Genomic DNA, 19,515 nt, shown 5'->3' with positions numbered 1-19,515 from the left:
TCAGAACGCTGGGTGGTCAGCCTCAGCTCGCGCGAGCCACCCGAGCAAGTACGCCGTGCACGAATGAGCCCGAGTCGTCAGTGGAAAACTCTTTCGCGAGTTCCACCGCTTCATCAATTGCTACCGCGGTAGGCACTTCGCCGTTGTAAACGATCTCCCATACGCCGATGCGCAGCAGGGCGCGGTCAACGGCCGGCATGCGCTCGAGCTTCCAGTCACGGCTGTGCGTGACAATGCTCTCGTCGATCTCGTCGCGGTGATCAGAGATCCCATCGACGATCTCGCGGGCATACAGCCATGAGGCCTCACGAGCCGGCTCACTGGCCGCGCGCTTGGCTTCTGCCGCAAGTGTTACGGCGAGGTCATCTCCACGGACATCCGAAGAGAAGAGAATGTCGAGAGCGCGCTTGCGCGCCTTCGTCCTGGCACCCACGCCTTACTTCTCGCGACCGAGGTAGTCGCCGGTGCGGGTGTCGACCTTGATCTTCGTGCCGGTCTCCACGAACAGCGGAACCTGCATCTCGTAGCCGGTCTCGACGGTGGCAGGCTTGGTGCCTGCCGAGGAGCGGTCACCCTGCAGGCCAGGCTCGGTGTAGGTCACCTCGAGGGTGACAGAGGCCGGAAGGTCGATGTAAAGCGGGTTGCCGTTGTTCAGCGCGATGGTGACCTGCTGGTTCTCCAGGAGGAAGTTCTTCGCGTCGCCGACGGTCGCACCGCCGACAGTGATCTGGTCGTAGTCTGCGATGTCCATGAAGACGAAACCGTCACCGTCTGCGTACAGGTAGGTGAAGTCGCGGCGATCGACGTTCTCGATCTCGATCTTCGCACCGGCGTTGTAAGTGCGGTCCACGGTCTTGCCCGAGACGACGTTCTTCAGCTTGGTACGCACGAACGCGCCACCCTTGCCAGGCTTGACGTGCTGGAACTCGATCACGTTCCAGAGCTGCCCGTCGATACTGAGGACGACGCCGTTCTTGATATCTGCGGTGGATGCCATGCGCTGAATGTTCCGTTTCGTTGTTGAGGGGTCGGACTTCGCCGTTTCGGGTTCGATGGTTGCGGCCGACAGTCGATTCTACGGGATCTCACGCCGCGGGAACGGATCCCCGGTCAGAGGGGCGCACGAGCGGCAGGAACACCTCATCCACGATCGCCTCGATCGAGGCGTCGTCGATCTCGCGCATCGTCATCATCAGGTCGTGTCGAAACAGGTCGAATGCCACTGTTTGTACCCGCGGCGTGAGCCGAGCGGGGTCTGCCTCCCCGCGCGTCACTGCGCGCTCCAGGATCTCCTCGGTGGCAGGCCGGACGCCCAGTGTGCTCAAGAAGAGCTCTCTCACGTCGGCGAAGCTGCGTCCGGAGTCGGCGTAGTACGCGGCGACCAGCACGCTGAGAAGGGGCGCAAGGCGACCGCGTGAGACATTCGAGCGACGCAGGAGCTCGATCATGTCCTCCCTCAGTGCTCCCGTGTCCGGCACTTCGGGGCGATCCTGCGCGAGCCCGAAGGCCAGGGTCGCTTCCAGCAGCGCCCCACGGTCCTCCCAGCGGCGGTAAATGACGGAGCGGCTCGTGCCGGCACGCTCGGCGACCGCGTCGATCGTGAAGCTGCCGTATCCGGCATCCTGCAGCTGCAGCCACGCGGCGTCGAGGATTGCAGCGTTCAGTTCTTCGCCGCGCCGGCGGGACTGCCTCTGAAGATCCATTTGTGTATCTTATCTCAACGGCGTACGCTTCCATTTAATTAGATACACCACTGTTGCTTATTGGAGGATTCTGTGACCGGAACTCGCACCGTCGCGCTCCCACACAACGCCATCGTCACGGCGTTGGTACTTGTGGTCGGGGGCATGGCCGTCATCTTCGACAGCACGATCATGAGCATCGCGTTGAAGACGCTCGCCAGCGAGCTTGAGGTCCCCCTCAGCACCATCCAGTGGGTCACCACGGGATACCTGCTGGCCCTGGCCGTGGCGATCCCCGTCGTCGGCTGGGCGCAGGCGCGATTCGGCGGCAGGCGTGTGTGGATGACCGCGCTCACGATCTTCCTGTTCGCGTCAATAGCATGCAGCTTCGCGTGGGATGCCACGAGCCTTATCGCCTTCCGCGTCGTCCAGGGCATCGGCGGCGGTCTAATGATGCCGTTGATGGCGACACTCGCGATCCAACAGGTACCCAAGGGGGCTTCCATGGGCAGGCTCATGGCGATGGTCAGCCTGCCTGCGGCGCTCGGTCCGATCCTGGGCCCGACGATCGGCGGGCTGCTGCTGAACGGCCTCGGCTGGCGGTCGATCTTCTGGGTCAACGTGCCGCTGTGCCTCCTCGGGCTTGCCCTCGCCTGGCGCTTCATCCCCGTTGACGGTCCGAAGGGCTCCGCCGTCCTGGACTGGGTCGGACTCATCCTCATCTCCCCCGCCGTTGCCGGAATCCTTTACGGGCTCTCGAACGCAGGTGGTGACGGCGGACTGACCCGCGTCGATTTCTGGGCACCCGTCGGAGTCGGGCTCATCCTCCTGGCGGCATTCGCCTGGTCGCAGGTGCGAAAGGCAGACGGCGCGCTCGTTGACGTCCGACTGCTGCGTCAGCGGGCGGTGTCATCGTCGAGTGCGGTGCTGTTCCTGTCCAGCATCGCCGTGTACGGCGGCATGCTGCTCCTTCCGCTGTTCTTCCAGCAGGTCCGAGGGGCGGATGCACTCGCGGCCGGACTCCTGCTCATTCCGCAGGGCATAGGGGCGCTGCTGAGCCGCACTCTCGCCGGCCGCCTCACCGACACCATCGGCGCGCGCGTGGTGGCGATGAGCGGGTTCTTGCTGCTCGCCGTCGCAACGATTCCGTTCGCCTTAGCAGATGCATCCACGAACCAGGTGTGGTTGCTCATCGTGCTGCTGGTGCGCGGCTTCGGCATGGGAGCGGTGATGATTCCGGTAATGTCGGTGGCCTATGTCGGTCTCGACCGCGATGACGTTCCGCACGCGAGCATCATCACGCGGCTCGCGCAGCAGTTGGGCGGCGCCTTCGGCACGGCCGTTCTCGTGGTGATCCTGGAATCAGCGGTGGCGGACGCCACCTCGATCGCCGGACTCGCCGACGGATTCGATGTCGCGTTCTGGTGGGCTGCCGGGATGTCGGCGGTGGCGATCCTGGTCTGTCTTCTTCTGCCTGCCGCGCCGCGGAAGAAGGCCGAGATCGCGCCAGCCGCGCCGGCGGCGAGAATCAGTCCCTGATGAGCGCTGTGAGCTGACGAACGGCGTTCGCGTAGCCGTTTGCGCCTTCGCCGATCACGCGCACTGCGGCGACGTCATGCAGGTATGAGAAGCGCCTGAACTCTTCTCTCGCGTTGACGTCGGAGATGTGTACTTCGGCAAACGGCAGCAGCACGCCGGTGAGCGCGTCGCGAAGCGCGATGGAGGTATGCGTGAGACCGCCGGGGTTGATCACGATGCCGACGCAATCCTCACGCGCCGCGTGAATCGCGTCGATGAGCACGCCTTCATGATTGCTCTGGATGCTGCGCACCTCGAAGCCCACGGCTGATGCGGCATCGGCAGTGATCCGCTCGACGTCTGCCAGCGTCGCGGTGCCGTACACCTCGGGATCACGCGTGCCGAGCAGATTCAGATTCGGGCCGTTGACGAGCAGGATACGGCGAGGTGTAGTCACGATTGCACCCTATCCCCAGCGCCGAGCGATCGCGCCATCTCGATCTCCACACCGATCGACGCGGTGAATCGTCGCCCGGTATCCGCGAAACCGAGTCGCCGGTAGGCACCCTGAGCACGCTCGTTCTCCGTGTGCACGTCCAGCGTGAGCTGAACATCGCCGAGAGCGTCGCTCCATCCGGCAGCCGCATCAAACAGCGCATCGATGACGCCCTGCCCACGGTGCTCCTGGCGTACGAAGACACCGACCACGCCGGCGGTCGGAATGGTCACCGGACGATCGTTGTAGTCGTTGGATCCCACAGCCCAGCGCAGCACGGAAAGCGTTCCGACCCACGACCCGTCAGCCTCAGCGACGAACTGCGCTACAGAATCGCCTTCAGCGGCTCCTGCAGAGCGGTTCTGCCAGAATTCATCGGCGTGCGAAGATTCTTCTTCGTAAGAGTGCAGGAAGGCGACGGGTGCCGCGGGGTCGCGAACCGCATCCAGCCGCAGATCACGCACCAGCCGCCACTCTTCTGCGCGCACGCGTCGAATGGTGACACTCATGCCCCGACCTCCTGGTAGGCGGCAAACAGCAGCGACTCATCCGGAGCCTGCAGCACGGTGGGCTTGGCGATGTCGTCGAGGACGATGAAGCGCAGCATCCCGCCGCGGCTCTTCTTGTCGCGCTGCATGCTCGCCAACAGCTGCGGCCATGCGCCAGCACGATAGCTAGTCGGCAATCCAAGCGACTCCAGCACGGAGCGGTGGCGGTCTGCGTTCACATCAGACAGCCGGCCCGCCAGCCGCGAGATCTCGGCTGCGAAAATCATGCCAACGGAGATCGCCGCGCCGTGGCGCCAGCGGTAGCGCTCCGCATGCTCGATCGCGTGACCGAGAGTGTGCCCGTAGTTGAGGATCTCGCGCTGACCGGCCTCACGGAAGTCCTCCGAGACGACACGTGCCTTCATATCGATCGCAAGCTCGACGGCTCGACGGAACTCCGGCGTGGTCGTATCGACGGCGCGCGCGGGATCAGCCTCGATGATGTCGAGAATCTCCGGAGCCCAGATGAATCCGGCCTTGACAACCTCGGCGAATCCCGCGGTCGCCTCGTGCGCGCTGAGGCTGGCGAGCTCATCCAGATCGCCGATCACGGCGAGCGGTGGCCAGAAGGCGCCGACCAGGTTCTTTCCCTCGGCGGTGTTCACACCGGTCTTGCCGCCGACGGAGGCATCGACAAGGCCGAGCACGGTCGTCGGAACCTGGATGATCTGCACGCCGCGCAGCCACGTGGCAGCGACGAATCCGGCCAGGTCTGTCACGGCCCCTCCGCCGTAACCGACCACCGCATCGGTGCGCGTGAAGTCGGACTGTCCCATGACCTGCCAGCAGAAGGCTGCGACCTCGATGCGCTTGCCCTGCTCGGCATCTGGCACCTCGGCCAGCAGCACCTCGCGCTGACCGTTCGTGGTGTCGGCGAGCAGCCTGTCGCGCAGCTCCGCCGCGCGGGCACCGAGCGTCGGCGGGTGCACGACGAGAACCTTGCGAACTGCGGGGTCGAGCGCGGCAGACACCTGATCGAGGATGCCGCGTCCGATCGTAATGTCGTACTCCGCCTGTCCTGTGACACTGATGGTGGTCGTGCTCATATCAGGTTCTTCCTCCAGGCAACGATCTCGTCGGCGATGCGCTGCATCGGACGTCGAGAGGTGTCGAATGTCACGGTCGCGACCTCGTCGTACCAGGCGCGACGCTCTTCATAGATAGTCTTCCACCGTTCCAGTGGGTCTTCGTCGCCCGCGAGCATCGGTCGTCCGCCAGTGCGGATGCGCGCGGACACCGCTTCCGCCGTGACAGCAAGGAAGACGACCGGATGCTGACGCAGCAGTTCCCGCGTCTGCGCCGAGGTGACGGCGCCACCGCCGACGGAAATGACTCCGCCTTGCCCGAGCGAATCGGCGACAGCAGCGCTCTCGAGGGCGCGGAAGTGTTCCTCGCCGTGCTGCGCGAAGATCTCGGGGATCGGCCCGTGCGCAGCGACGATGCGTTTGTCAGTGTCGATGAAGCCGACGCCGAGTCGTTTGGCGACCTGCCTGCCGACGCTCGTCTTGCCCGCACCCATCGGGCCGACGAGCACGAGTGTCAGCTGTTCAGGACTGCTCATCGTGGGCGATCAACGCGGCTTCGGAAGCGGGTGCGGTACGCAACTCAGCCGGGATCGCAGCGAGATAGCTCTCGACATTGCGGCGCGTCTCGCGGATGCTGTCGCCACCGAACTTCTCCAGCACGGCGTTCGCGAGCTCGACGGCCACCATTGCTTCGGCAACGACTCCGGCTGCGGGAACGGCGCATACGTCAGAGCGCTGGTGGTGTGCAGTCGCGGCCTCGCCGGTCGCAGTGTCGATCGTCCGCAGCGAGTGCGGAACCGTGGCGATCGGCTTCATGCCTGCGCGCACGCGCAGCACAGTGCCAGTGGACATGCCACCCTCCGTGCCGCCGGCACGATCAGAAGAGCGGGTGATCCCCGCCTCCGCAGCAAAGAGCTCGTCGTGAGCGGCGGAACCGCGACGACGAGTGGTCTCGAAGCCGTCTCCGACCTCGACGCCCTTGATCGCCTGGATGCTCATGAGCGCCTGCGCAAGGCGGCCGTCCAGTCTGCGGTCCCAGTGCACGTGTGAGCCGAGCCCCGGCGGAAGGCCGTAGGCAAGCACTTCGACGATGCCGCCGAGGGTGTCGCCTTCCTTGCGGGCATCATCGACCTCAGCGACCATCAGCGCAGAGGTGGTGGCGTCGAAGCAGCGCAGCGGATCTGCATCCAGCGCATCGACGTCATCAGCAGTTGGCAGCGGGGCGTCGTCGGGGACGCGCACTGGGCCGATCGAGAGTGTGTGGCTGACGAGGCGGATGCCGAGTTCGCTGAGGAACGAACGCGCAACGGCGCCGAGTGCCACCCGTGCGGCGGTCTCGCGTGCGCTGGCGCGCTCCAGGATCGGACGGGCCTCATCGAAGTCGTACTTCTGCATGCCGACGAGGTCGGCGTGACCGGGGCGAGGCCGAGTCAGCGGTGCCGAACGCCCCCGGGACTTGTCGGTGATCTCGACCGGCTCGGGGTTCATCACCTCGATCCACTTCGGCCACTCAGTGTTGCCGATGCGCAGTGCGATGGGGCTGCCGAGGCTCTTGCCGTGGCGCACACCGCCGGAGATGGTGAGTTCGTCCTGCTCGAACTTCATCCGAGAGCCGCGACCATAGCCGAGCTTGCGTCGAGCGAGGTCGGCCTGGATCGCCTCGGAGGAGATCGGGACGCCGGACGGCAGCCCTTCCATAACGGCAATGAGTTCTGGACCGTGAGATTCGCCGGCCGTGAGCACGCGGAGCATTGCTCTAGTCTCCCACGAGAGCCGACCGCATTTCGTCACGCACGAGGGCTTCGTTCTCAAGCTTCTGCAGCGGATCACCGTTCACGAAGATGCGCACCTGGCGCACCGCCTGGTGAAGAAGCATCTCGAGCCCGCAGATCACCTGCTCGTGCTGCCACGCGGTGGCCAAAGCAGAGGGCCACGGCGCGTAGGCTGCGTCGAGCAGCGTGCCACCACCGGCCGCGAGCGATGTTGCGAGCGAGTCGTCGAGCGCTGTTCCGCCTGGCAGCGTTGCAATAGTCAGATCCACCGAAGCGGACGGCGCATCGAAACCACTTACGGTGACGGCGATTCCGAGCTTCTCCCCCACTGCTCGTATCGCCTCGGTGCTCTCTGGACGGCGTGCGCGGACGTCGATGCGCTGCGCACCGATCTCCGCTGCCGCGACCATCGCAGACGATGCTGTGGCGCCGGCCCCGATGATGCGCGCGCTTTCCGCAGTGTTCACACCGCTGGTGGCAAGGGCATCGATGATCCCTCCGACGTCTGTGTTGAAGCCCGCCGGGGCGCTTCCGAGCAGAAGCGTGTTCACTGCTCCGGTCAACTCAGCATGACGATCGCGGCTCGCAGCGACCCGGAATGCCTGTTCTTTGAGAGGCATCGTCAATGAGAGCCCCCGCCAAGAACCGTCGAGAGCGTCGAATGCGGCGGCAAAGCCCGCGGCATCCACCTGTCGGCGTCCGTACTCCCAATCAAGGCCCAGCACTCGGTATGCGGCGCCGTGCAGCGCCGGCGACATACTGTGGGCGATCGGATCACCCCAGACGGCGAGGCGATGCCCCGTCATGCGTTCAGCATCCTTGATCGGGGTTGGCCCGGCACCACTCGTGCCAGACCTCGATCGCCGCCTGATGCTCCGCATATGTGGTCGAGAACACTGTCTCGCCGCTCTGCGGGTTGATCGTCACGAAATAGAACCACGGTCCATCGACCGGATGCATCGCGGCATCGATCGCCGCATCACCCGGATTCGCGATCGGACCGATCGGGAGCCCCTCGATCACATACGTGTTCCAAGGGTTTTCGTCGAACTGTGCTTCTTCCGAGGTGCTGACGACGCCGGCGTGCAGCTCTCCGTAGCCGAACTGCGCGGTCGAGTCCATCTGCAGCATCATGCCGTCGTCAAGGCGGTTCTGAATCACGCGCGAGACCTTGCCGAAGTCGTCCGTGCGACCCTCCCGCTCGATGATGGAGGCGATCGTGAGAACCCGGTTCTCATCCCCGGCAGGAACGCTCGCCGCGGTCAGCGATTCGCGAGTCCGATCGACCATCCGCTGGATCACCTGTGTGGCGGTGACCTCGGGGTCGAATGTGTAGACGGCGGGAAACAGCCACCCCTCGAGAGTGTCGGCGGCAACGCCGTATGCACTCGGGTCGGCGACGGCAGCCTGCAGATCCTCCACCGGGATGCCGATGCTCTCGCTGATCAACGGCAGCGAAGATTCGATCGTGCCGCCCTCTGCGATGCCGACGGTGTTCTCCAGCTTGTTGGCGGGGTCGTTCAGCGCTTCGAGCGCTGCCGCGGCCGTCATCTTTTCCTGAAGTGTGTAAATTCCGGGGTACACCGTGAAGTCGACGCCCTCTTTGACGAGGTAGTCGTAGAACACGTCCTCTGTCTTGGTGACGCCTGACTCGAACAGGGTCGCAGAGACCGGCCCACCGGTATCACCCTCGCGGATTGTGACCATGACCTCGCCAGTGGCGAGCCCCGGCTCCCAATCCTTGGGCTCACCCCAGCCCATGACCTCATTGATCTTGTCACCGTAGGTGTTCATCGCCCAGAACCCGCCGTAGACGGCTCCACCGATCAGCACGAGAACGATGATGAGCGCCACGAAACAACCGGTGCGGCGCTTCTTCTTCCGCGGAGCGCCCAACATGTCATCGTGATCCGGCCGGAACAGGTCATCCAGCGACGAAGTCGATGACTTCTTCGGCTCGGGCGCTGGCTCAGGCGCGGTCGAAATATTCGGTTCGCTCGCGGCCGGCTCCGAGATGTCAGACGGCGCTCCCTCAGACGGCGCACCCTCAGACGGCGCCGTCGGCGTTCCGGATGCCGAGGCTTCTCGCATCGCGCGGCGCGATCCAGGCACGGGCGGCGCTGCGTCGGACACTGGTGCGCGGTGCGCGGGCTCTGGAAGATTCGCAAACAGATCGTCAGAAACAGAGTTCGAGCCGTTGGCAGGGGTGTCACGTTCGGGCATGCTCAGGAGGACTCCTCATCAAGCGGAACAGCAACACCGGCCGGGGTACCGGTGCTCTTCTCCGTGTCAATCGCGTGCTGCAGCAGCACTACTGCCGCGACCTGATCGACAATGCTACGAGAGTTTCGCTGATTTCTCCCCGAAGAGCGCAAAGCTGCGTGCGCGGTGACGGTGCTCAGCCGCTCGTCCATCATGCGCACCGGCACCCCGGTGAGCCGCTGCAGAGCTGCTGCGAACTCACGTGCATCCGTCGTCGAGGGGGTGTCGGTACCCTGCATGTTGACCGGAAGCCCCACGACGAACTCGAGCGGTTCGTACTCCGCAGCGAGCTCTGAGATCCGTGCGAGCGAGGCATCCGAGCGCGGCACCGTCTCCACAGGCACGGCCAACATCCCGTCGGGATCGCACCGCGAGACTCCTATTCGCGCCTTGCCGACATCGATGCCGAGTCGCACACCGCGACGGAACCCACTCACGCGCCGCGAAGCTCCTGAGTCACGGTCTCGAGCGCAGCGCCGAGTGCCGAGGCATCCGTGCCGCCACCCTGAGCAACGTCGTCGCGACCGCCGCCACCGCCACCGAGCACAGCGGCTGCGCGCTTCGCGAGCGCTCCGGCCTTGGCGCCGACAGCGCGGGCCGCATCGTTCGTGGCGACCACGACGATCGGGCGACCAGCGGCAATAGCGCCGAGAGCAACAACCGCGGCGTCAGATCCAAGACGCTCACGCACGCTCAACGCGAGACCACGAACGTCGTCGGCAGAACCGACCTCGCCAATCGAGAGAGCAGCAACGCGGTAAGCGCCAACGCGTTCTGCGGCTTCGGCGATCGCAGGAACTCGCCCCTCGCGCTCCTTGGCTTCGAACTGCGCAATGCGCTTTTCCGCGGTCTTCAGGTTCGCAGCGATCTCGGCGATACGCTCCGGAAGCTGCTCGCGCGGAGTCTTCAACGCTGCGGTCAGCTGGGAGACGATCGCGCGCTCTGCAGCGAGTTCACGGAAGGCATCTTGACCGACGAGTGCTTCGATACGACGGTTGGAGGCCCCAACCGAGGACTCCCCCACGATGCTGACCAGACCGATCTCGGCGCTGGAGCTCACATGCGTTCCCGCACAGAGCTCGCGCGACCACGGACCGCCAATGTCGACCATACGCACGACATCGCCGTACTTCTCACCGAACAGCGCCATAGCGCCGGCTTCCTTGGCTTCATCGAGCGAAACGATGCGCGTCGTCACTTCGAGGGCGTCCTGCACAGCGCGGTTCGTGATGTCTTCGATCTCAGTGCGCGTGTCGGCAGACAGCGCCTGCGACCACGAGAAGTCGAAACGCATGTAGCCGGCACGGTTGAGTGATCCGGCCTGAGTTGCGTTGGCGCCGAGTGTGTCGCGAAGCGCTGCGTGCACGAGGTGCGTCGCCGAGTGTGCCTGGCGTGCGGCGCGGCGATTTCCCGCATCCACGAGCGCCGTGGCCCGATCGTCGATTGCAACGGTTCCGCTGGCAACCTGCACGGTATGACTGATGAGGCCGGCGACCGGCTTCTGCACATCGAGGACGTCGAGTTCGAATCCGGCACCGATGATCGTGCCCTTGTCTGCGACCTGTCCACCAGACTCTGCGTACAGCGTCGTCTCGGCGAGGATGATCTCAGCGACCTGGCCTTCGCTCGCCGAAGTCGCGGGCTGACCGTCGACGAGGATCCCGAGCACACGAGACTCAATGTCGAGATCGGTGTAACCGGCGAAACCGGTCGAGCCGAGCGCACGGAACTCGCCATACACAGAGACATCGGCAAGCTGGCGGCGACGGCTCTTGGCGTCGGCCTTCGCACGCGTCCTCTGCTCGAGCATCAGATCATCGAATGCCGTGCGGTCTACGTTGAGCCCTGCTTCTTCGGCGATCTCGAGCGTGAGATCGATCGGGAAGCCGTAGGTGTCGTGCAGCAGGAAAGCTTCGGGGCCCGCGAGCGTCTGCTTGCCGGCCTTCTTGGTGTCAACCAGTGCCAGATCAAGAATTGTGGACCCCTGTGCGAGGGTGCGCAGGAAGGTCTCTTCCTCTGCAACGGCGAGGCCGGAGAGTCGATCCCACTCGGTTTCCAGCACCGGGTACGCCGACTTCATCGCGTCACGGGATGCGCTGAACAGCTCCGGAAACACTGGCGCATCGACGCCGAGCAGGCGCATGGAGCGGACAGTGCGACGCATCAGACGACGCAGGATGTATCCGCGACCGTCGTTGGCAGGCTTCACACCGTCTGAGAGCAGCATGAGCGAAGAGCGCACATGGTCGGCGATGACGCGGAAACGCACGTCGTCCTCGTGGTTCACGCCGTACTTGCGGCCGGAGATCTCGATAGCGCGGTCGAGCACAGGACGGACCTGGTCGGTCTCGTACATGTTCTCGACGCCCTGCTTGAACATCGCGACGCGCTCAAGGCCCATGCCGGTGTCGATGTTCTTCTTCGGCAGGGGTCCTGCGATGTCGAAGTCGACCTTGGATCGGACTTCAGAGAGCATCTCCTGCATGAACACGAGATTCCAGATCTCGGTAAATCGGTTGTCGTCGACGATCGGACCGCCATCGCGGCCGTAGGCGGGGCCACGGTCGATGTAGATCTCCGAGCAGGGGCCAGCGGGGCCAGGCTGGCCGGTGTGCCAGTAGTTGTCTTCCTTGCCCATGCGCTGGATACGCTCGGCGGGAAGTCCCGCGACCTTCTGCCACAGCTGAGCAGCCTCGTCATCGGTGTCGTAGACCGTGACCCAGATGTCCTTCTCAGCGAACCCGAGACCACCATCGGCCTCAGATGAAGTCAGCAGCTCCCACGCGTAGGCGATCGCGCCTTCCTTGAAGTAATCGCCGAACGACCAGTTGCCGAGCATCTGGAAGAAAGTACCGTGGCGCGCGGTCTTGCCGACCTCTTCGATGTCGTTAGTGCGGATGCACTTCTGCAGGTCTGCCGCGCGCGAGTAGGGCGCGGGAACGAGACCAGTCAGGTAGGGCACGAAGGGCACCATCCCGGCGATAGTGAACATCACCGTCGGGTCGTCGCTCACGAGCGATGCGGATGGCACGATCGTGTGATCGTTCTTCTCGAAGAAGTTGAGATAGCGCTGCGCGATGTCCGCAGTGTTCATAGGAGTACGGCTGTCCTTGTGTGAGGCGGATGGGCACCACGCCGATCGCGGTGTCCGGCGCTGATGATCAGCGGTCGAGCGGCTCGACCAGGCGAGCTTCCTGCTCGCGGAATGAGTCGCCGAGGATCGCAGTGAACTCGGTGATGCGTGCGTCGACATCCGACAGAAGGACGTGTCCGCGTGGGTCCTTGTTCATGAAATGGGCAGCGACGAACCCGCCGATCACACCGATCAGGAACCACAGCAGATTCTTCATGTCGTCATCCTCGCCCTTGGACCGCGAAGCGCGGTCTCTCCATCGTATGCGGAAACGACAAGAGGCGTCGGGAGATCCCCGACGCCTCTTGTGCAGAAACTCTCTGAAAGAGCTTTAGCGAGCTGCGTAGTACTCGACGACGAGCTGCACTTCACAGGTCACGGGGACCTCAGCGCGCTTCGGACGACGAAGCAGACGAGCCTGAAGCTTGTCGAGCTCAACCTCGAGGTAGCCGGGAACGGGAGGAAGCACCTCGGCGTGACCGCCGGCTGCTGCCACCTGGAAGGGCTCGGTGCCCTCGCTCTTGGGCTTGACGTGGATGACCTGACCCGGCTTCACGCGGAAGGACGGGCGGTCGACGAGCTGGCCGTCGACCATGATGTGACGGTGCACGACCATCTGGCGAGCCTGCGCGGTGGTGCGGGCGAAGCCCGAACGGACGACGAGGGCGTCGAGACGCATTTCGAGGAGCTCAACCAGGTTCTCACCGGTCAGGCCGTCAACGCGACGAGCCTCGTTGAACGCGATACGCAGCTGCTTCTCGCGGATGCCGTACTGCTCACGCAGACGCTGCTTCTCGCGCAGGCGGACGGCGTAGTCGCTGTCGGTCTTGCGCTTGGTGCGGCCGTGCTCGCCCGGAGCGTAGGGACGCTTCTCGAGGTAGCGGGCAGCCTTCGGTGTGAGGGGGATGCCGAGGGCACGGGACAGGCGGACCTTGCGGCGGTCCTGGGACTTCGTAACCACGAAGTATTCCTTCCGATGACGTGGACGTGACTTTCACGGCTCACGGACGTATCTCCGGCGTTCTGCCTTCAGGCGCACGCCGGGGCGCAGAGAAGGTGGGGAGTGAACGAAGGGATGCCCGAAAACTCTGTTTCGAACCGCCCAAGTCTAACAGACCGCCGCGCGTGCCAATTCAGCGATCGTCGAGGATGCGGCGGATGCGTTCCAGCCGTGCTGAGATGTCGCGCTCGGCTCCCAACCCCTTCGGCTGGTAATAGCGGCGACCATCGAGTTCGTCTGGAAGATATTGCTGCGGCACGACGCCGTGCTCGCTGTCGTGCGGATAGACGTAGCCCTTGCCATGACCGAGGCGCTTGGCACCGGGATAGTGCGCGTCACGCAGATGTGGAGGCACCCGACCGAAACTCCCCGCACGCACATCAGCGATGGCCGCGTTGATCCCGAGGTAGGCGGCGTTCGACTTCGCCGTCGTGGCTAGATATACGGTCGCCTCGGCAAGCGGGATGCGCCCCTCCGGCATGCCGATGAACGCGACGGCGTCAGAAGCGGCTACCGCGATGACAAGCCCCTGCGGGTCGGCAAGGCCGATATCTTCGGAGGCTGAGATCACCAGACGACGCGCGATGAAGCGCGGGTCCTCCCCAGCTTCGATCATGCGGGCGAGGTAATGCAGCGCGGCATCCGGATCCGACCCGCGGATCGATTTGATGAACGCGCTGATGACGTCGTAGTGCTCGTCCCCTTGACGGTCGTAACGCAGCAACGCCCGGTCGACGGCCTGAGCGACATCTTCGTCGGTGATCGCCGGTACGCCGTCGTCTGTTTCGGCGACTGAGGACTGCGCCACAGCAGCAGCGGCCTCCAACCCTGTCAACGCGCGGCGCGCATCGCCAGAGGCCAGCCGTACGAGCGCGGCACGCGCAGCATCCTCGATCGACACGGTGCCGTTCAGTCCCCGGGCATCGGAGACAGCTCGATCGATGAGCAGCGCAATGTCATCGTCAGTGAGCGGCTGCAGCGTCAGCAGCAATGAGCGCGACATCAAGGGAGAGATCACCGAGAAGGACGGATTCTCGGTTGTCGCGGCGATGAGAATCACCCAACCGTTCTCGACCCCGGGCAACAGCGCATCCTGTTGCGCCTTCGTGAAGCGGTGGATCTCGTCGAGGAACAGAATCGTGGTCTGTCCGTAGAGATCGCGCTGCGTGATTGCCTCTTGCATCACCTCGCGCACGTCTTTCACACCAGCGGTGATCGCAGAAAGTTCGACGAATCGACGCCCGGAGGAGCGCGCGATCGACTGTGCGAGCGTCGTCTTGCCTGTGCCTGGCGGACCCCAGAGAATTATCGAGACCGCACCGGGCGACGCTGCCTCAGGGTCGGCCAGCGCAACGATCGGAGAGCCAGCACGCAGCAGGTGCTGTTGGCCCGCGACCTCGTCGAGCGACACGGGGCGCATCCGCACGGCAAGGGGCGTTTGTCCCGAGAGCAGTGGTGCGGATGTCATGAATCCAGGCTAATGCGCACGGCAGACACCGGCGCACCGCCGCAGTGACGGTAGGCTCGCAGACGGCGCCCAGGCGAGGTGTCGCTGGAAGGAACATGATGGCCGTCCGTGGATCGAAGAACGCCCAGCGCTCGCGCGCAGAGACCGAGCGTGCCCGGCTGTATGCGGCTCGCACGGCATGGCACGATGGCCAGATCAGTCGTCGTGTGCGTGACAACACGATCGCAGGCATTGTGGGCGGTCTGATCATCGTCGGCGCGATCGCCAGCCAGTCTGTGCACGCCGCTGTCACAGCACCTGAGCCGGAGCCGACCGAGACCTCGACGCCAGCACCGCTCGAGAATCCGTTCGCCGAGTTGTTCCCGGCCGACATCGCTGGCGAATAGGCCAGTACTTCACGCACGCGCACCACAGATGTGAGAGTTTGGCTCCACACCTGTAACGATCGGCACCTCTGTCGGAAACGCCGGTGAGTCACGCTGGGTCAAAGCTCAGCTCCTGTGCTCATTTGATCCGTCCGTGGAGGTCGCCCGTGTCCTACGTCAAGCCCGCCGAACTCGTCACCCGTATGGTCGACGCCGGCGCTTACAAGATGCAGCTGTCAGTGCGTGACACACTCATCCGCGCTTTCATGGGCGCAGCTCTCCTCACCATCGCGGCCGCCTTCGCGATCACCGTCTCCACGAACACCGGGCAACCCCTGCTGGGGGCCTTGCTGTTCCCGGTCGGTTTCGTCATCCTCTACTTGTTCGGCTTCGACCTCCTCACCGGCGTCTTCACTCTTGGCCCTTTGGCCGTGCTCGACAAGCGGCCAGGGGCAACGCTCGGTGCGATGTTCCGAAACTGGGGTCTCGTGTTCCTCGGCAACTTCGGCGGCGCATTTATGGTCGCGATCCTGATGGCGATCTACTTCACATACGGCTTCTCCACTGAGCCGAGTGCGGTCGGTGAGGCGATCAGCGAGATCGGTCACGGCCGCACAGTCGGCTACGCCGAACACGGAGCAGCTGGCATGCTGACGCTGTTCATCCGTGCCGTGCTCTGCAACTGGATGGTCTCCACCGGAGTCGTGCTGTCAATGATCTCGGACAACGTGGTCGCCAAGATCCTGGCGATGTGGCTGCCCATCATGCTGTTCTTCTACATGGGGTTCGAGCACTCGATCGTCAACATGTTCCTCTTCCCGTCCGGTCTGCTCCTCGGCGCCGACTTCACGATCATGGACTACCTGATCTGGAACGAGATCCCCACTGTGGTCGGTAACCTCGTCGGGGGGCTGCTCTTCGTGGGTCTCCCGCTGTACATCACCCACGGCCGTCCCGCTGTACGCAAGATTCGCGCCAACAAGCGCACCGGCGGCGCCAAAGTCGTCGATGACACCGCCGTCGGCGTTGCCGACACAGCCGCCGCCACGGCGTCCAGCACGCCCGTCACGGCAGCACAGCCTGTCGTCGAGCTACCCGCAGCGACCGATCGCGCCCATGAGCCGGTCAGCGTCCGCTGATCAGAGAACAAGGATGTCCCGGTGAGACCGAAGCTCACCGGGACATTCTTATGCGTCAGGCCGTCGCCGACGCCGCGAGGTAACGGTCGACGATCACCCGTGCGATGCGTGCATCGGGAGCGAGCGGAAGGCTGACGACGTCAGCGCCTGCGCGAGCGATGAGTCCGGCGAAGAATCCAGGAGCCAGTACGTGACTGGCGGCGATGACGCGTGTCGCACCACTCGCACGCGCCGCTGCCACCGCATTCCCGATCCGGGGAACCGACGCAGAGGCATACCCGACGGTGACCGGGACAGCAATCAGAGCGCGCAGTCGCTCGGCAACGCTCTCGACATCCGTCATGGCCGCGGAGTTGCTGGAACCTGCGGCGGCGAGCACAACATGATCACCCGGCAACCAGCCGTCAGGAAGCGCGGCCGCCAGGCGATCAACAAGAACATCTGCGATCAGCGGATGCGTCCCAAGCGGCTCGGCCTGACGCGCGCCGGCATGCTGACCCACCGCTTGAGAGATGTCGACAGCCGTGTGGTAGCCGACTGACAGCAGCAGCGGAACGACGATCACTCCGTCTGATCCCGCTTCGCGCTCCAGCACCTCGCCGATCTGCGGCTGCTCGACGTCGACGACGGCCGCGACGACTCGCACATCAGGTAGCAGTAGCCTGACCGACTCGACCAGTGTGCGGATCGCTTCCTGCCCGGCGGCATCGCTGGTCCCGTGGGAGCATGCGATGAGCGTCGTCATACCGGCTCTTTCACGGCGAGGCGATAGCCGCGCTTCACGACGGTCTTGACGACATCGATGTCTCCGAGCGCTTCCCGCACTCGAGCAACTGCCATCTCGACAGCGTGCGCGTTCTGGCCTGCACGCGGCAGCGACTGCGCGATCTGCTCGCGGGAAAGCACACGTCCTCCGCCGTCGAACAGTGCTCCGAGCAGACTCGCCCCAGCTCGCGACAGCGCGATGAACTCGCCATCGACGACCGCCCCACCGCTGCGCATCGAGAGGATTCCAGACGTGGTCGCCAGCTCCGGTGCTGCCCCACCCGCACCGAAGTAGCCGATCACGCAACGGGCAAGGGAACCGAGGCGCCCGCGCTCCGCGATGGTCGTGTGAAAGTCGGCATTTTGAAGTGGCGTGGCGGTGACCGGTCCGACGGCCGCGAGCAGCAGACGCCCAGATGCCGCGCGTTGCCGAATCGCATCCGTCGCCTGCAGCCGCTCTACGCAGCGAATCCACTCCGCAGCACCTGGCGCGGACGTGAACAGCACGGCGTCGACCTCACCGGACGCCGCCTGGGTGACCGAACGTTCGACCAGGTGCGGCTCAGGCGGCGGTCCCCAGCGGTAGACGGTGAGACTCACTACGTCGGCACCCGCACCAGCGAGGAGTTCATCGAGGCCGTCAGACCCTGCGCCGTGATGCTGCACCGCCACACGCTTGCCCGTGAGGGATGCTGAGAGCAGATACTCCCCCACCTCCGCGGCCGTTTCGGACTCCGCGACCCAGTCGGCGGTGAAACCGGCCTGCTGAATCGCACCATGGGCCTTCGGACCTCTGGCAACGAACTGCGTGTCCTGCAGCGCACCGGTGAGCGCTTCGGCAAGGTCGTGCTCATGGGCCGCGTCGATCCAGCCGCGAAAACCTACCCCAGTCGTCACAACGACGATGTCGGGTGGGCTCGCCACCAGTTCGCGCGTGCGTTTAATGAGCTCTTCGTCATCTGCGTTGGGGACGACGCTCAACGCCGGGGCACGGTAGACCTGTGCCCCGCGTCGCTCCAGTGCGCTCGCGAGATCGCCAGCGCGCCTGTCAGCGGCAACGACGATCGTGCAGCCAACGAGGGCGGCATCCAGAATCCTGCGGGAGGTCACGTATTGGATTCTCCCACCTGCGCAGGGTCCGGCAGGAGCAGCCCCGCGCGCGCCACCTCGCCGAACACGATCACGGCAGGGTTACTGACACCCACCGCCGCAGCGTCGGCAACCACCGCACCCAGTGTGCTGCGAGTCGTCCTCTGCCGTGGCGTGTGGCCGTTCTCCACGATCGCCATCGGGAGATTGTCGCTGATGCCGTGAGCGCGTGCAGCATCCACCACCCTCGGTAGCGCCGCTACTCCCATCAGCATCACGGTGGTCACCTGCGCGTCCGCCAACGAACGCAACGTCGTTTCAGACACCTCGCCCTGACCGTTCACGACATGTAAAGCGGATGCGGTACCTCGATGGGTGACGGGGATGCCAGCCGCCTGCGGCACGGAGATCGCGCTCGACGGGCCTGGAGTCACCTCGACCGGGATACCGGCCTGCTGGCAGGCGATGACCTCTTCACCGCCTCGTCCGTAGACGAACGGATCGCCACCCTTGAGTCGTACAACCCGCTTTCCTGCGGCGGCATGCTCGACCAGAAGCGCATTGATCTGGTCCTGCGGCACAGGATGATGGTGCGGCCGCTTGCCCACATCGATGACGAGCACGTCCGGGTCGAGCTCAGCCAGGACCTCACCGGTCGGACCGAGTCGGTCAGCGATCACGACATCGGCCTCGGCGAGCAGCCGTCTCGCGCGCACCGTCATGAGGTCAACCGGGCCTGGTCCTCCGCCGATGAGGTCCACCCGGCCGGCGCGGGCCGTGCGACGCCGCCGAAGTGGAAGCCGTCCAGATTCGAGCAGCCCTTCGATCGCGTCACGCACACCGGCGGCCCTTCGCGGATCAGCCCCTACTTCGCTGGCGACACCGATGACGACCTCCCCCGACGTCGTCTGAGCGGTCATCCTGGCGCTGCCGTGCGCACCATCTGAGGCATTGATGCAGAACACTCGACGCTGCTCACACAGCGCAGCGACCTCACGGTCGATCGCCGTGTCGCCGGTCGCCGTGTGCACGAGCCACACGTCCTGGACATCACCGACGTCGAAGCCGCGCTCCGCCCATTCGACGCCATGTTCGTGAACGAGAGCCCTCGTCTGCGGAGCAAGCTGCGGCGCCACCACCCGCACTACGGCGCCATCGGCAAGGAACCGGCCGAGGCGACGAGCGGCGACGACCCCACCGCCCACGAGTAACACCTGGCGTCCGGTCAATGACAGCCCGAGCATCGTGGTCAT

General features: G+C 64.8%; 21 protein-coding genes. 3 read left to right on the top strand and 18 right to left on the bottom strand.

Annotated features, from left to right (window positions below):
• Nucleotides 1-22: 22 nt before the first annotated feature.
• The 3 genes from nusB to AC1C2Q_RS18640 form a co-directional block, all read right to left on the bottom strand.
• Nucleotides 23-433, bottom strand: a complete 411-nt coding sequence (gene nusB / locus AC1C2Q_RS18650; RefSeq protein WP_495428920.1) for a transcription antitermination factor NusB — start codon at nt 431-433, stop codon at nt 23-25.
• A 3-nt stretch (nt 434-436) separates the two neighbouring features.
• A complete protein-coding gene (gene efp / locus AC1C2Q_RS18645) occupies nt 437-997 on the bottom strand; it encodes an elongation factor P (protein WP_495428919.1) in 561 nt (186 codons plus the stop codon).
• An 88-nt stretch (nt 998-1,085) separates the two neighbouring features.
• Nucleotides 1,086-1,703 (bottom strand): TetR/AcrR family transcriptional regulator, encoded by a 618-nt coding sequence (locus tag AC1C2Q_RS18640; RefSeq protein WP_495428917.1) that lies wholly within the window; start codon nt 1,701-1,703, stop codon nt 1,086-1,088.
• Nucleotides 1,704-1,775: 72 nt separating this feature from the next.
• Here AC1C2Q_RS18640 and AC1C2Q_RS18635 point away from each other — a divergent pair, with 72 nt between their 5' ends.
• Entirely contained in the window at nt 1,776-3,221 is a 1,446-nt protein-coding gene (locus tag AC1C2Q_RS18635; protein WP_495451335.1) for an MDR family MFS transporter, read from the top strand.
• Here the strand turns inward: AC1C2Q_RS18635 and AC1C2Q_RS18630 are convergent.
• The 12 genes from AC1C2Q_RS18630 to AC1C2Q_RS18575 form a co-directional block, all read right to left on the bottom strand.
• Nucleotides 3,211-3,657 carry a type II 3-dehydroquinate dehydratase gene (locus AC1C2Q_RS18630; protein ID WP_495451334.1) on the bottom strand — a complete coding sequence of 149 codons (447 nt, stop codon included), beginning with the start codon at nt 3,655-3,657 and terminating at the stop codon, nt 3,211-3,213. The two genes, AC1C2Q_RS18635 and AC1C2Q_RS18630, sit on opposite strands and share 11 nt — an antisense overlap.
• Nucleotides 3,654-4,205: a GNAT family N-acetyltransferase gene (locus AC1C2Q_RS18625; RefSeq protein ID WP_495428914.1), complete on the bottom strand. Its 552-nt coding sequence runs from the start codon at nt 4,203-4,205 to the stop codon at nt 3,654-3,656. The genes AC1C2Q_RS18630 and AC1C2Q_RS18625 overlap by 4 nt, the downstream gene beginning before the upstream one ends.
• On the bottom strand, nt 4,202-5,290 hold the full coding sequence (aroB, locus tag AC1C2Q_RS18620; protein ID WP_495428912.1) for a 3-dehydroquinate synthase: 1,089 nt from the start codon (nt 5,288-5,290) through the stop codon (nt 4,202-4,204). Before aroB ends, AC1C2Q_RS18625 begins: the two co-directional genes overlap by 4 nt.
• Complete coding sequence (locus AC1C2Q_RS18615; RefSeq protein WP_495428911.1) at nt 5,287-5,805, bottom strand: shikimate kinase; 519 nt, start codon at nt 5,803-5,805, stop codon at nt 5,287-5,289. Before AC1C2Q_RS18615 ends, aroB begins: the two co-directional genes overlap by 4 nt.
• Nucleotides 5,792-7,021 (bottom strand): chorismate synthase, encoded by a 1,230-nt coding sequence (gene aroC / locus AC1C2Q_RS18610; RefSeq protein WP_495428909.1) that lies wholly within the window; start codon nt 7,019-7,021, stop codon nt 5,792-5,794. The genes AC1C2Q_RS18615 and aroC overlap by 14 nt, the downstream gene beginning before the upstream one ends.
• Nucleotides 7,022-7,025: 4 nt before the next feature.
• Entirely contained in the window at nt 7,026-7,847 is an 822-nt protein-coding gene (locus AC1C2Q_RS18605; protein ID WP_495451333.1) for a shikimate dehydrogenase family protein, read from the bottom strand.
• 4 nt (nt 7,848-7,851) lie between these two features.
• The gene (mltG, locus tag AC1C2Q_RS18600; protein WP_495451332.1) at nt 7,852-9,264 is read right to left on the bottom strand and encodes an endolytic transglycosylase MltG; all 1,413 of its coding nucleotides are present in this window, start codon (nt 9,262-9,264) and stop codon (nt 7,852-7,854) included.
• A 2-nt stretch (nt 9,265-9,266) separates the two neighbouring features.
• The gene (gene ruvX / locus AC1C2Q_RS18595) at nt 9,267-9,740 is read right to left on the bottom strand and encodes a Holliday junction resolvase RuvX (protein WP_495428906.1); all 474 of its coding nucleotides are present in this window, start codon (nt 9,738-9,740) and stop codon (nt 9,267-9,269) included.
• Complete coding sequence (gene alaS, locus AC1C2Q_RS18590; protein ID WP_495451331.1) at nt 9,737-12,397, bottom strand: alanine--tRNA ligase; 2,661 nt, start codon at nt 12,395-12,397, stop codon at nt 9,737-9,739. Before alaS ends, ruvX begins: the two co-directional genes overlap by 4 nt.
• A 67-nt stretch (nt 12,398-12,464) precedes the next feature.
• Nucleotides 12,465-12,653, bottom strand: coding sequence for a hypothetical protein (locus tag AC1C2Q_RS18585; protein ID WP_495428904.1), 189 nt, complete (start codon nt 12,651-12,653; stop codon nt 12,465-12,467).
• 114 nt (nt 12,654-12,767) lie between these two features.
• Nucleotides 12,768-13,397 carry a 30S ribosomal protein S4 gene (gene rpsD, locus AC1C2Q_RS18580; protein WP_495428902.1) on the bottom strand — a complete coding sequence of 210 codons (630 nt, stop codon included), beginning with the start codon at nt 13,395-13,397 and terminating at the stop codon, nt 12,768-12,770.
• A 172-nt stretch (nt 13,398-13,569) separates the two neighbouring features.
• Complete coding sequence (locus tag AC1C2Q_RS18575; protein WP_495428901.1) at nt 13,570-14,904, bottom strand: replication-associated recombination protein A; 1,335 nt, start codon at nt 14,902-14,904, stop codon at nt 13,570-13,572.
• 95 nt (nt 14,905-14,999) lie between these two features.
• On the opposite strand from AC1C2Q_RS18575, the gene AC1C2Q_RS18570 reads away from it, so the two are divergent.
• Nucleotides 15,000-15,290, top strand: a complete 291-nt coding sequence (locus AC1C2Q_RS18570) for a hypothetical protein (protein WP_495428900.1) — start codon at nt 15,000-15,002, stop codon at nt 15,288-15,290.
• A gap of 146 nt (nt 15,291-15,436) precedes the next feature.
• Complete coding sequence (locus tag AC1C2Q_RS18565) at nt 15,437-16,408, top strand: formate/nitrite transporter family protein (RefSeq protein WP_495451330.1); 972 nt, start codon at nt 15,437-15,439, stop codon at nt 16,406-16,408.
• Between the two features lie 55 nt (nt 16,409-16,463).
• Here AC1C2Q_RS18565 and AC1C2Q_RS18560 read toward each other — a convergent pair whose 3' ends face one another.
• From AC1C2Q_RS18560 to cobA, 3 genes are read right to left on the bottom strand one after another with little or no spacing between them, the layout of a single operon-like run.
• The gene (locus AC1C2Q_RS18560) at nt 16,464-17,153 is read right to left on the bottom strand and encodes a sirohydrochlorin chelatase (protein WP_495451329.1); all 690 of its coding nucleotides are present in this window, start codon (nt 17,151-17,153) and stop codon (nt 16,464-16,466) included.
• Nucleotides 17,150-18,292 carry a uroporphyrinogen-III synthase gene (locus AC1C2Q_RS18555; RefSeq protein WP_495431655.1) on the bottom strand — a complete coding sequence of 381 codons (1,143 nt, stop codon included), beginning with the start codon at nt 18,290-18,292 and terminating at the stop codon, nt 17,150-17,152. Before AC1C2Q_RS18555 ends, AC1C2Q_RS18560 begins: the two co-directional genes overlap by 4 nt.
• Nucleotides 18,280-19,515, bottom strand: coding sequence for a uroporphyrinogen-III C-methyltransferase (cobA, locus tag AC1C2Q_RS18550; RefSeq protein WP_495451328.1), 1,236 nt, complete (start codon nt 19,513-19,515; stop codon nt 18,280-18,282). The genes AC1C2Q_RS18555 and cobA overlap by 13 nt, the downstream gene beginning before the upstream one ends.

The sequence above is a fragment of the Microbacterium sp. Y356 genome, assembly GCF_059445355.1.
This window is presented reverse-complemented; position numbering and strand designations above follow the sequence as displayed.